A 13812-nucleotide genomic window follows, 5' to 3' on the forward strand; every position below is an offset into this window, starting at 1 on the left:
CTAAAAGTATACCGAATGTAGACTGGGTCAATTAACTCGAAAGTGCGATTCGCCAGTTTGTAAAGGAAAAATTAGAGCACATCCTGCGTGAAGAAATAAAACATTTCCTCGAAATGGAACAGACTGAAACGTCGAATATGAAAAACGGCTACTATCAGCGAAATCTAGATACGCAATACGGTCGGATGAAGGGCTTTTAGTCCCAAGAGATCGAAATGGGGAATTTCAAACGCAGTTGATCCCCCCTTACCAACGCCATACCGGCTGGCTCGTGGAAGCGATCATTAAGATGTTTCAAAGTGGAATGAGTACACGTGAATTGGCAAGTTTATTGAGCGAATTTTAGGAAATGCTTATTCTCCTGCAACGATCAGTCGTATGACCGAAAGTTTAAACACCCACCTTTTTGCTTTATTTATCTGTTTTTGGCAATTAAAAAATGTATGAATGACAAAATACGAATATTCCATTCCCTGTATAAAATTTTAGGTCTATATCGCTTGACACGGAGCCTCTGCGGACATGTTTCCTAGCGAAAGGAGCGAGCGCCAATCCTTGCTTCGCAAGGCATCAAGCCTAACATGTCCGCCACTCCATGTAAAATTTCTATTCGGATCATTTATGCTAAATAAGCAGTATGCTCGGATATGGTGTTCATCTACTTGACCTTAATTTTTTGTCCGGTTAAGTCAATTCATTTAAGAACCAATTTTTAAAATAAGTTCTTCATAAATTTTTAGCGATGAGGCAACAAGAAAGACGAACAAGAGCGCCCAGATGGCGGCTGGTAGTTATTTCTGTTTCCATGATTTCAATGACGGAATAGCTTTCGGCAATGTCCTCCTTAAAACCTCTCATCAGCTTTTCGGCGCGGCAGGCTTCTGTGGCTTTACCTTCAGCAAAAAGAAAATGCCAAGGAGCACCATCATCAAAAGCGATCCCATCGCCAACCGATTGGCAATGTTTCCATATGAATGAAAAAGGAGGGTAATGCTTCCATAAATCGCTGGACCAATGATGGCTGACACTTTTCCAGAAAAAGCGAACAGTCCGAAAAATTGCCCTTGCTTATCTGGCGGGGAAAGTTCGACTATATATGTTCTCGAAGTGACCCACATCGCTCCTAAACTGACGCCGAACAAACTCCCAGCAATCCAAAAAGATAGCTTGGAAAAAGCAAGCACCCCTATCGCCAGTGCGATGCACATCACGATGCCGACATACAAAACCGCTTTTTTGGCTCCCTTGCTTCTCGTAATATAGCCAAAAAGAAAGGAACCGATAATACTCGAAACTGTGGAGACTAAATATAAAAGGATGAACTCCCCTGCCGTAAACCCGGCAATGACTTTGGCATAAACGGACATGATGGCGATCGTCGTCGCCACCGCATCATTCAAAAAGAAATAAGCAATCATGAAAGTAAAAATGTTTTGATACTTTTTCATTTCTTTCAATGTTGCATAAATATCCCGATAACCTGCAAAAAATCCGGCCTTTCGCTTTAAGGCATCGGCTTTTTCGGCTTCTTCTTTGACAAAGAAAAACAGCGGGAAAGAAAAGAGGAGAAACAAAAGGGCGCTTGGAATAAAAGCCCGATAGTAATCCATTTCTCCAACAAACGGATACACAGCGAGCCCGACAAGCGTTCCGACATATCCGACAGCAACGCCAAAACCGGAGATAAGCGGTATTTCCTGTTTATTCCCCAAACTGGAAATCATGGAATCGTAAAAAACAAGGCTCGAATGGTAAAAAAACTTTGCTGCGACAAATAAAAGCACGATTATGACAAAAGACGCCGGCATTCCAAACATGGCATTCCCAAGATTCGAATATCCGGCAACACCCATAAGCAAAGTTGCCGTAACCGAAAGAGTCGTAAAAATCCCAAGCCATTTCTTTCTTCTCCCGGTCCGGTCAATCCATGTGCCGTATAAAGGGGAAAATATCACTAAAAAGAAAGAGGCTAACGCATTTGCATACGAAATAAATGTACTGGCGATTTGGTTCAAGCTCTCGCTTTTTCCCACCGTTTCCGAAACATAAAGCGGGAAAAAAATCGTATTCACATTCGAGGAAAAAATCGTATTCGCAAAATCATACAACGCCCACGATAAAATCGGCAACGAAACATACAGTTTCCAGCCCGGCTTTTCATACGCATGCGAGGCAATCTTCTCCACTGCACCCTCCCCCATTCTGTCGGTGATAAAACGGCCGCAAACCGTTTATTCCATATATAGATTACTTTGTATATTTAATGATTTTGTTTCATGGATGTAAATTTTTCGAAAGAATACCTCTTGCTTCCGAAAACGATAGGTTTCATTTTTGTCAGAATATAATTAATATTTTAACAAATAAATGTGCATTTGTGTATGAGCATCGTTTTCCGGAGTCAGTCAAGACTTTGTTGGAGCTTTTTTGGTTCGCTGAAAACAGGTGTAAGTCATAGGTTAGCGAACCATTTTTTGAATTTCCTGCGTAAGTGCTTTTGGACTCTCATCCCTTGTCATGACAGACGGATATGTATACTTTTTTTACCATCCCTTGAGTTCAGACAGGGCATCGAGTGGTGACAGGCACCTGACCCAAGCAAAAAAATAAAAATGGTTCTGTTCGTCAATATCTACAAATATGTCGTACATTTCGTGTAGACAATAAAGTTCGGCAACAAACGCTTTGTAATCTAGGGAGGTTAGAACATTTATTAGAGAATGGCTCTGTCGATAACATAATCGAGGGATTAGCCAAATTTTCAGAGCGTTACTTTGACCGAATTCACGGGCAAGGCTCTTCCTCTTCTGTCTCCGTGCTTTGGACAAAAGAGTTTGGGCCGGTTTATCTGTTCCGAAAGATATGGGAAAAGTTAGGGCTTGGTCGGCTATTACGTAAAATCATGCCGTAAAAACAACTTATTAGACACCCCCGTGTTGTGGGTAAAGTCCAAAACACCAGTATTTTCGGGCTTTTCTTTAGTGTACTCTGTCAAACTTTTAGATATAGTAATAAAGCTTGTAGACTGTCTAAGCAGAGACTTTGTCAACAAGCGAAAGTACTAGCTGATGTTTTGTATTTTTCAAGAACTGACTAGGATAATGATCCTAAATTCAAGGTCTTCCTCCTGTAATCCATTCAATTAAATATCCTATAAACATTAAAATACAAAATATTATAAACATGATAAGTTTATAAATCATTTAATTCCCCACTCTATTATTTTTTACAAGGTGCTATACTAAAGTAAGCTGCTACTGCTAAGGCAGCTCTTTTTTCGTCATATTTCATAAATGGAAGAGCGGCAGTTATCCCAGCTACTAAAGCTTTATCACAGCCACAATCGAAATATCCTTTTACTTTATAGCAAAGATCATGTGTCATACGTAAAGAATCTAATTTATCTTTTGGTACACCGCCACCATGTCCAGGTCCGCACCAGTTTCCCCAAACTGGCATACCTCTTAATATTTGAGATACAGATTGTGACTCTTTTTTATTTTCAACATGATTACTTAAAGCATTGAATTCTTTCCCTGAATCAATAATAAAATCACTTTGTTCTTCTTCTATCGCTTTATCTACATTAAATATAAGTTTACCATCTTCATCTTGATATATATATTTCTGCATTTCTTCCAGCATATCTTCAACACTACTATTCTCATTAATACCTTGAGTCGTGGAGCCTCGATGACATCTGCCAAATGGATGTCATGCAGTTGGCCGACTTCCTGCGCCAAAAAGGGCGCAATCGCTTTGCCGATCCGGAATGCATCGCCAAGTCGATTCAAAAGGCGGCCCGTTCGTCGTATCGGTTGTCCAAGTGTGTCGAGGATTCCATCGACTTGCTGTTAGGGCTGTCGATTCAATCAATCCGCAGCCTGCAATCGCAGCTGAAAGAGCTCGATAAAGCCATTACCCGCCATCTTGAAGGCATTCCGAACACACTGCAAACCATCCCAGGCAACGGACCGGTTTACACCGCAGGCATCCTGGCCGAAATCGGGCAAATCGAGCGGTTTCACAATCAGGCCGCCTTGACAAAATATGCCATCTTGACATGGTCCAAGCACCAATCGGGCCGTTTTCAAGCCGAGGTCACCTCCCTCATTCGTTCCGGCAATCGTTATCTCCGTTACTACCTAGTGGAGGCTGCCAACTCGGTGCAACGGCATGATGCGACGTTTCGTGCGTACTACCGGAAGAAGTATGAGGAAGTGCCCAAACACCAACATAAACGAGCCCTCGTCCTCACCGCTAGAAAACTCGTGCGTGTGATCGATGCGCTGCTACGCAACGGTCAAATCTACACGCCAAGAAAGGGGGAAGATCGATAAGAGGATCGATCTGGTATACCAATATCAACCTTTAGACCCAGTTTATTACATGTACCAATACTGGGTTTCTTCAGTATTGCCTTTTTTCGGATCATCGGACAAGGGAATTTCCAATTTCTATGATTTTTCACCTTGACATATTACCGCAGGACTTTTTTGATTATAACAACCTAACATAATATTAACATATTATTTTACATAAATTCAATATATTTCCACTCCTTCAAAATAAAGTTTGATTATTTCCTACCTATATTGCTCCACAATCGCACCCATTTCATAAATAAGGTCTCTTCTCCATTTTCTGTGATTTGTACACAAACCTTGCCATCATGTTAGCTGGATTTAGATGTCAATCAGACCGTCTCCTTCTTCAGCTTACTGACCACTAAGTTGGTAGAATGGGAGTAGTCAAGTGCCTTCCTTGACGGCTTCTATTCTACCAACTATCATGTTAGCTACTGAAAAAGAGCCCTTAAGCAATTTAATCAACATTCGTATTCCCTGTACATTCCAAAAATACACGAAGTCGAAAACGCTTTAGATTCCGATATCCATAAGCCCTCCGTTTTATATGTTTGATTTTATGATTGGTTCCTTCTGTTCGGGCATTCGTGTATGGAGATAAGAAATATTGGAGTATGGGTACTTTCCACTTTTCTAAGTGTTGCCCACTTTATGAAAAGATGAGTATGGACTATTCCGTGCTAATTGAATCCATTCTTCTAAAAGATCATGGGCATCCCGTAATCGGTCAACTTATAGAAATCTCGAAATAGTTCCTTTAAATCGTAAGCACAAGCAAGTTCTGGGTACTCTTTTAAGATTTCTTCCAAGCGTGCTTTCTGATGATCCTGTAGTAAGCAAACTAAAAATGGTTCTTACTCAATCTTGGTGAAAGGAAGAGACTAATGGAGAAAATGAGCGTGCAAATAAGTATTTTTAGCTCTGTATTATCAAACTATAAAATTTTTTCTGATCCTGATGGCTTTGTTCTATAATGATGTATAAAAAAGCAGCCTCCCGCTGAAAACAATTCAGCAGGGAGGCTTACGTGATTACCTAACATTTGTACTTTGCCACTTTCAAGGAGAGACGATGATTTTTTCCAATGAGTATTCCGCGCTTTCCAGTCAAATTCTCCGTAAATTTTCTGCGATGAGGCGACAAAACGAGCCAGATTGCTCGATCGGCGGTTGGTGTATTCAATAACTTCTTTATGGCCAATGACCTTTTCACAAGCTTCGTCATATAGAAACCATATGGTAAACAACAAATCTTTTCTGCTAGACTACCAATTTTAGGTAAATTTTGGAGAAGTGCATTACACTCGTTTATAAAAATGGAACAATCGTATTAAACGATTATTCCATATATACAATAATTTTTAAAAGATTACATTTAAACACATTATTATTCTACTATAATTTAATATTCATTTATCTGACGCAAACAAATATTTAGTTCTTTTTCGATAAATATTATTTTCGTTTAAAATAGACGAATGAAAATGAGGATGATGCACGGAATCCGGTGGAGCCTGTGTTTCTAAGCATAACCCTAAATAATTTTTAGAATTCACATTTCGAATTTTATATCGTTGTTCTCCTAACTTATTTCCAGTATATAGAACGACACTTGGTTCGTCCGTTTCAATTACTAGTTTTCGCCCACTCTCTTTATCGTATAAAATAATTTCTTGCTGATGATTCGTATTTAATAAAAATGGATGGTCATAGCCCTTATTCGCTAAAAGAATCTGAGGGTGAGTCGAATTCACTCCAGTAATGATTTTCCTTCCCATTCGAAAGTCAAAGACGGTACCTGTTACATCAATCAAGTTTCCGGTTGGAAGCAATTCACGATCCAATTCTATAAATGTATCGCTTTTTATAGTCAGTTCATGATATAAGATATCTCGTTTTAAATCACCACTTAAGTTAAAATAAGTGTGATTCGTCATATTTAGTAATGTTTTCTTATCAGATTTACCATAGTAAGTGATAATCAACTCATTCTCATTTGTTAACGAATAGATGACTTTCACATCAAGGCTACCCGGATATCCTTCCTCACCATTAGGGCTAAAATAACAAAATTCGATTGAAATCTCGTTTTCCTTTTCTTCCCCAACGTTATAGTCCCATAATACTTTGCTAAACCCTTTGTTTCCGCCATGTAAATGGTTTTGATTCTCATTTTTTGTTACTTGGTACTCTTGACCGTCTAAGGTAAATCTCCCTTCTTTTATTCTGCCTGCAAATCTCCCTACCACAGCACCAAAGTATGGAGAGGAGTGTCGCTCATATTCTTCTATACTATCGAACCCTAATACGATATTTTCAAGCTTCCCTTCTCGATCGGGGGCAAGAATCTCTGTAATAATACACCCATAATTGATACAAGAAATTTCTAATCCATGATCGTTTCTTAGTTTGAACAAGTATACTGGCTGGTTATGTTTATATCCAAATAATTCTTTTCGAATTTTCATAGTTTCCATCGCCTTTATTTATCATTTATTTTGAATGATCTGAAACAAGGTTCAATAAGACCCCTGTTATCAAAGCCACCATGAATTATTGATTGATTCTTATCGATTTTCCTGTTCGAATGGATTCATAACAAGCATCAATCACCCTCATATTTTTTATTGACGATTCTCCAGAATACTTCACTTTCAAGTCTTCTAATATGGCTCTTGAAAAGTGTTCTACCTCAAGTCTATAAATGTCGCCATGAATTTTTTCTTCTCGCGTTACTCCATTCCTCTCTACTATGAGAATCCCAACTCCTCCATTTCGATCGGGACGAAATGCATAAGATACTTTAATCGTTCCTTTTGTACCGACAACTTCGTATTCATTTCTTTCCGTCATATCAAAGCTGCAATCCATTAATGCAGTCACACCGTTTTCTAATTTCATATGCACATATGCAGATAGGTCAACATTTGAAATCGGATCTATATTCCCAATTGCATGAACTTCAATTGGTTCAGTATTTAATATATATCGTACAGCATGGATCGAATAGCAGCCTACATCATACAAGCTTCCGCCGCCCATCTCTTTAACCATTCGGATATCATCTTCTCTGTTTTCTAAATAAAAAGAATGACTCGATTTAAATAATTTTACTTCGCCAATTTCCCCAGATAATATGATTTCACGAACACGATCATGTTGCGGGTGGAACTGATACATAAAGGCTTCCATAAACTTCACATTACATTCAAGCGTAATTTTGTCCATTTCTACAGCTTCTTCTGCATTCAATGAAACGGGTTTTTCACAAAGAATGTGTTTTCCCTTCCTTGCCGCCTTTATCACCCATTCTTTATGCAAATGATTAGGCAGCGGTATATATACTGCATCTATTTCCGGATCGTTAAGAAGCGCCTCATAACTTTCGTATGCTTTTGGAATATTGAATTCTTGTGCAATCGCATGAACTTTACTGCCTCTACTTGCAATGGCAGTGACTTCTGCATTTTCAGCTCTAAACATAGCTGGAATGAATTGTGTTCTAGCGATATTTGCCGTACTTAAAATACCCCAGCGAACCTTTTTCATTTTTCACCTCCAAATTTAAATGAAATATTGAACAGGTCTTCCCATCTATGTATTAATTCCTAAAAAATGCTAATGATTCATTTAATTCTTTTGTCTTTGCATAGACTTGTTGATAAATGGCAAATAGCTCTCTATATTTATCAACATTTTCTTGAATAGGCTCAATCACTTTAGAATGCTTAATAAAAACTTCTGCACATTCGTTTAAAGATGCAAACCAACCAGCCCCAACTGCTGCTAGCATAGCTGCCCCAACAGCTGGACCTTGCTCGCTCGACAATTTTACAATTCTGGCGTTAAAGATATCTGCCTGCATTTGCAGCCAAGTTTCATTTTTTGCTCCCCCACCAATTGATACAATAGTATCTATTTTCTTTCCGCTTTCCCTAAAGATCTGGATCGATTCATTGAGAGACATTGTAATTCCTTCTAGAACTGCTCGTACAAAATCTTTTTTATGATGGGAAGTATCCATCCCAATAAAACTTGCCCGAATGACAGAATCGGCATAAGGTGTCCGTTCTCCAACTAAATATGGAGTAAAAATTAGTCCATTCGATCCGATTGGTACATTTTCAATACCTGAAAGTAATGTATGAAAATCTTCTTGTTTAGCAAAAACTTCTCTAAACCACTCTAAGCTGTGACCAGCTGATAGAGTCACTCCCATCGTATAATAAGCATTTTCTTCTCCGTGATTAAAATAATGAACCTTACCTTTGAAATCCCGATCACTATTTTCCTCATAAGAAAGGATGACACCTGATGTTCCAATACTGCATAACGTTTTTCCTTCTGATAAAATGCCGGCACCAATTGCACCACACGCATTATCAGCGCCACCGGCATAAACTTTAGTCGATTTTGATAGCCCGGTACTTTCAGCCAATGATGATGTGATTGTTCCTACACATTCATAAGAATGGACAAGAGGCGGGCACAGAGAAATATCAATACCTAACAACTCGCATATTTCTTTACTCCACACTTTTTCGTGAACATTCAATAATAAAGTACCGGCAGCGTCTGAATATTCACTATGTATTTGACCAGTCATACAATAACGTAAATAATCTTTAGGCAGCATAAATACAGATGCTCTTTCATAAATATCTTTTTCATTCTCTTTCACCCACAAAAGCTTCGGTAGTGTAAAGCCTTCTAATGCAGGATTTTTTGTGATATTAAGTAGCTTTTCCTCTCCGATCACATCATAAATTTTCTTACATTGCTGAGTCGTTCTTGTATCATTCCATAAAATTGCACGCCGTAGTACTTGGTAATTTTTATCCAGCAATACTAACCCATGCATTTGTCCCGAAAAGCTTATTCCTTCAATGTCCTCAACATGACCATCGAAATCTTTCACTAACTCTGCTAATGCTTCCGTTGTTTTTTTTACCCACTCAGCCGGATCTTGCTCGCTGTACCCCGATTTTTCATGAATAAGCGGATAAGATTTGGAAATTTCCTTACATACTTCACCGTTTTGGTTCATTAATAAAACTTTTACCGCACTAGTCCCTAAATCAATACCAATCACATATTTCATTGAGATCACCCTTTATTGTTATTAAATAAAAGGACATACCAGATTGTTATTTATTTAAACCAGGTACGTCCTAACGAAGATAAAATCTATTCAGAAAGAACAGATAATAAATACTGATTGATTGTCGACTTCAATCGTTCTGTTCTTCCAGAAGAGTTTTGAATATCTCCAAGTTGCAGCGCATATTCCTCTAATTTATGGAAATCAGTCTTGCCTTCTACAATATCTTTTCCAATTCCATGATGATAGCTACTATAGCGTTCTTCAATAAAGCTTTCTAAAACTTTATCATCTATTAATCTTTGAGCAACCTTTAAACCGATTGCAAAACTATCCATACCCGCAATATGTGCATAGAATAAATCTTCTGGTTCAAATGAGCCTCTTCTCACTTTTGCATCAAAGTTTAATCCGCCTTTGCCAAGCCCGCCGTTTTGTAAAATTTCATACATCGCCAACGTTGTAGAATATAAATCTGTTGGGAATTCGTCTGTATCCCAACCTAGTAATGGATCTCCTTGATTCGCATCAACAGAACCTAGCATACCATTAATTCTTGCTACACGAAGTTCATGTTCAAAAGTATGACCTGCTAATGTAGCGTGGTTGGCCTCAATGTTAAATTTAAAATAGTCTTTAAGACCATAATTTTGTAAAAACGCTAAAGCCGTTGCTACATCAAAATCATACTGATGTTTTGTAGGTTCCTTCGGTTTCGGTTCAATGAGAAATTGACCAGAAAAACCTATTTCCTTCGCATAATCAACAGCTAAATGCAAAAAGCGTCCAAGATTATCTAGCTCTAACTTCATGTCCGTATTTAACAGGGTCTCATAGCCTTCCCGTCCACCCCAGAATACATAGTTTTCTGCCCCAAGTTCTTTTGCGATTTCCAACCCTTTTTTCACTTTTGCTGCAGCGTAAGCAAACACATCGGCATTTACCGCAGTTGCCGCTCCATGAACAAAACGAGGATGTGAGAACAAATTGGCTGTATTCCAAAGAAGCTTCGTTTTACTTGTTTTCATATATTCTTTTATCATCGCAACAATTTCATCTAAATTTTTATAAGTTTCTCTTAAATTACTTCCTTCCGGCGCTATATCTACATCGTGAAAGCAAAAGTATGGTATGTTCAGCTTTTCAAAAAATTCAAATGCAGCTTCCACACGTGCTTTTGCTAAGTCCATTCCCGTATATTTATCCCACGGACGAATCATATTTCCGTGGCCGAAAGGATCACTCCCGTCCATTGTAAATGTATGCCAGTATGCAACGCTAAAACGGAAAATGTCTTCCATCCTATTTCCACCGACAACCTCATCAGGATTATAATATTTAAAAGCTAAAGGATTCGAAGATTTAGGTCCTTCATATTTGATTTCATTTACATTTTCAAAGTATGTCATATTCATTTCCTCCCATTCTTAAACTAGTTTTATTTATTTTTTACTAGAAATATCAATCCATACTGCGATTATGAGAATGAGACCCTTAACAATGTATTGCCAGAATGTTTCAATATTCATTATGCTCATGCCATTGTCAATACTAGCCATAATTAAAGCTCCAATAAGGGCTCCAAATATTTTACCTTTACCACCCATTAAACTAGTACCGCCAATTACACAAGCTGCAATTGCATCAAGCTCATACATATTACCTGCATTTACTGTCGCTGCATTTAATCTACTAGTTAATAAAACACCTGCAACACCAGAAAGCCCTCCCATTATAATAAACACCCAAAGTATATTACGCTTTATATTGATACCAGAAAGAGCTGCAGCTTCTTGGTTCCCTCCAATCGCATAAATATAACGCCCGAACGCTGTTTTATTAGAAATAAAGATAAAAATAATCGATAACAAAGCAACAATTAAAAATGGAACAGGGATACCGTAATATCGATTTAACATATATGTAATGAGGAGAATGAAAATAGAGTATACGGCAACTTTTCCGTAATCTACGGTTGCAGCTGGTATCATAAGTCCCATGTTCATTCTTTTAGAACGATTTCTAATAGTCCAAAAAACAAGAATTACTATACTAACTAATGCTAAAATATACCCCGGTACATAAGGAAGATAACTGTTCCCAATTTGCTTAAAACTTTCACTCATTGGTGCAATAGTTTGTCCTTTGCTTAATCCAATTAGAATACCTCGAAAAACAAGCATACCCCCGAGTGTTACAATAAAAGCAGGCACCGCCCGATAAGCTACCCACCATCCTTGCCATAAACCTAAAATCGCTCCAATGATGATCGCAGCGAAAACGACTGAAAAAGTACTCCAGCCATGCCAAACTTGTAAAATAGCAGCAATGCCTCCAGTTAACCCAACCAACGAACCTACAGATAAATCAATATGACCTGCTACTATAACAAGTGTCATACCAACCGCAAGCACAGCAATGACAGACATTTGCGTAAATAAATTAGAGAGATTACGAGAAGATAAATATTCTCCTCCTGTAAAAATGCTGAAAATAACAGCTATTAACACAAGGGCAATCATAAGCGTGTATGATTGCAGATCAAGTTTAAAACTTATACCTTTATTCCTTTGCTCATTTACATTAACTGTTGATAGTTGTCTGGACACTTTTTTTCCCTCCAGTAGCACATCTCATAATGTTCTCTTGAGTCGCTTCTTCTCTTAAAAATTCTCCGGTGATTCTTCCTTCTGACATGACAAGAATACGATCGGACATTCCCATTACTTCGGGCAGCTCAGATGAGATCATAATAATACCGACACCTTGTTTAACAAGATCATTCATGATTTTATATATTTCATACTTTGCCCCGACATCAATTCCTCTTGTCGGTTCATCAAGTATTAAGATTTTCGGATCATTTAGTAACCATTTACTTAAAACGATTTTTTGTTGATTTCCACCGCTTAATTGACCTACAGCTGCTTCTAAGCTTGGAGCTTTTAAATTCATTTTCTTCGTTATGTCCTCAGTACTTTTTATTTCTAAAGCTTCATCAATCACTTTCAACTTCATAACTTTGTTTAAAGCTGTAAGAGTCGTGTTTTTCGTAATATCCATCCCTAAAACTAAACCGTATCGTTTTCGATCTTCAGATACATAGGCTAAACCTTCCTTGATTGCATCAGCAGGTTTTTGTATATTTGTTGGTTTTCCATCGATCAGGACTGTTCCCGTTTTTTTTCCCTTAAATCCGCCAAACAGACTAATAAATAATTCTGACCTCCCGGCCCCTATTAATCCAGAAAAACCGAGTATTTCACCTTTTTTTAGCGAGAAGGATACATCCTGAATCACTTGTTTTCCATTTTCATCGAAAACAGAGTAATTCTTCACTTCCAGTATTTTTTCATTACGAATTGGATGAGGTTCATATGGGAAAAGTTCTGTTAATTCTCGACCGACCATTTTCGTAATAATCATATCTTCAGTTAAATTCTCAATAGAATCCGTGCTAATTGTTTTCCCGTCTCGTAATATAGTAACTGAATCGGCCAATGACATCACTTCACCGAGCTTGTGAGAAATATAAATGCAGGTAACCCCTTTTGAACGCAGATCATGTAAAAGGTTCATCAATATTTCAACATCACTTTCAGTTAAAGCTGCTGTCGGCTCATCCAATATTAAAATATCTACTTTCTTTGTAAGTGCTTTTACAATTTCTATTAACTGTTGTTTACCAACTGTTAAATCCTTAACTTTTGTTTCCGGATCAATATCTAATCCAATTTGATCTAACCATTTCTGAGCCTCTGCATATATTTTGTTCCAGTTAATGATTTTAGATCTCATTAAGTCATGGCCTAAAAATAAATTTTCTGCAACTGTCATTTCACCAACTAATGCCAGCTCCTGATAAATAATAGCAATTCCTGCGTCTTGGGATTCTTTGATCGATTTAAATTGAACTTTTTTCCCGTTTATCAATATTTGACCTTCATAAGTTCCATGAGGGTATACACCGCTAAGTATTTTCATTAGAGTTGATTTTCCTGCTCCATTTTCACCACATAGAGCATGGATTTCCCCTTTACGTACTGAAAATGTGACGTTATCTAATGCACGTACACCAGGAAAATCTTTCGTAATTCCTTTCATTTGAAGCGCAAACGTTTCCAATCCTTTTTCACCACCTGCAATAAAGTAATCAGATAAATGGGGGGAGCTTTCCCATACACGCCAAGTTAGTGAAATAACTCTTTCTTTTTCGATATTTCAATCGCATTAAGAAAAGAAATTGAAACGCGAAAGGATAAAAGAACACTGATGCTGAAAAGAGATTTTCTTAACTTGATAGCTCTGGGAAACTTCCTCCCATTTTATACGCTTTGTTATGATT

The 13812-nt window shown here is 37.8% G+C and carries 8 protein-coding genes and 4 pseudogenes; 3 read left to right on the plus strand and 9 right to left on the minus strand.

Annotated features, from left to right (window positions below):
* Nucleotides 1-47 precede the first annotated feature (47 nt).
* A pseudogene (locus NSQ71_RS17030) lies at nucleotides 48-387 on the plus strand (transposase); the annotation flags it as partial.
* Nucleotides 388-857: 470 nt separating this feature from the next.
* Here the strand turns inward: NSQ71_RS17030 and NSQ71_RS17035 are convergent.
* Nucleotides 858-2201 (minus strand): MFS transporter, encoded by a 1344-nt coding sequence (locus tag NSQ71_RS17035; protein ID WP_311066616.1) that lies wholly within the window; start codon nucleotides 2199-2201, stop codon nucleotides 858-860.
* A gap of 437 nt (nucleotides 2202-2638) precedes the next feature.
* On the opposite strand from NSQ71_RS17035, the pseudogene NSQ71_RS18650 reads away from it, so the two are divergent.
* Nucleotides 2639-2905: pseudogene (locus tag NSQ71_RS18650) on the plus strand (IS1634 family transposase); the annotation flags it as partial.
* Nucleotides 2906-3219: 314 nt separating this feature from the next.
* On the opposite strand, the gene NSQ71_RS17040 reads toward NSQ71_RS18650, so the two are convergent.
* Complete coding sequence (locus NSQ71_RS17040; protein WP_340734299.1) at nucleotides 3220-3645, minus strand: hypothetical protein; 426 nt, start codon at nucleotides 3643-3645, stop codon at nucleotides 3220-3222.
* Between the two features lie 26 nt (nucleotides 3646-3671).
* Here NSQ71_RS17040 and NSQ71_RS17045 point away from each other — a divergent pair.
* Nucleotides 3672-4340 (plus strand): annotated as a pseudogene (locus NSQ71_RS17045) (transposase); the annotation flags it as partial.
* Nucleotides 4341-4824: 484 nt separating this feature from the next.
* On the opposite strand, the pseudogene NSQ71_RS17050 reads toward NSQ71_RS17045, so the two are convergent.
* From NSQ71_RS17050 to NSQ71_RS17080, 7 genes and pseudogenes are all read right to left on the minus strand, one after another.
* Nucleotides 4825-5200: pseudogene (locus tag NSQ71_RS17050) on the minus strand (ISL3 family transposase); the annotation flags it as partial.
* A gap of 575 nt (nucleotides 5201-5775) precedes the next feature.
* Nucleotides 5776-6834 carry an aldose epimerase family protein gene (locus tag NSQ71_RS17055; RefSeq protein ID WP_066249350.1) on the minus strand — a complete coding sequence of 353 codons (1059 nt, stop codon included), beginning with the start codon at nucleotides 6832-6834 and terminating at the stop codon, nucleotides 5776-5778.
* An 85-nt stretch (nucleotides 6835-6919) separates the two neighbouring features.
* Entirely contained in the window at nucleotides 6920-7915 is a 996-nt protein-coding gene (locus NSQ71_RS17060; RefSeq protein ID WP_340734300.1) for a Gfo/Idh/MocA family protein, read from the minus strand.
* Nucleotides 7916-7967: 52 nt separating this feature from the next.
* A complete protein-coding gene (gene xylB, locus NSQ71_RS17065; protein WP_340734301.1) occupies nucleotides 7968-9467 on the minus strand; it encodes a xylulokinase in 1500 nt (499 codons plus the stop codon).
* An 86-nt stretch (nucleotides 9468-9553) separates the two neighbouring features.
* A complete protein-coding gene (gene xylA, locus NSQ71_RS17070; RefSeq protein WP_066249361.1) occupies nucleotides 9554-10876 on the minus strand; it encodes a xylose isomerase in 1323 nt (440 codons plus the stop codon).
* Between the two features lie 33 nt (nucleotides 10877-10909).
* Complete coding sequence (locus tag NSQ71_RS17075) at nucleotides 10910-12076, minus strand: sugar ABC transporter permease (RefSeq protein ID WP_066249365.1); 1167 nt, start codon at nucleotides 12074-12076, stop codon at nucleotides 10910-10912.
* Nucleotides 12051-13571: a xylose ABC transporter ATP-binding protein gene (locus NSQ71_RS17080; protein WP_063388727.1), complete on the minus strand. Its 1521-nt coding sequence runs from the start codon at nucleotides 13569-13571 to the stop codon at nucleotides 12051-12053. The genes NSQ71_RS17075 and NSQ71_RS17080 overlap by 26 nt, the downstream gene beginning before the upstream one ends.
* Nucleotides 13572-13812: the final 241 nt, after the last annotated feature.

Source organism: Aeribacillus sp. FSL M8-0235 (genome assembly GCF_038000355.1).
GTDB lineage: Bacteria > Bacillota > Bacilli > Bacillales > Aeribacillaceae > Aeribacillus > Aeribacillus composti.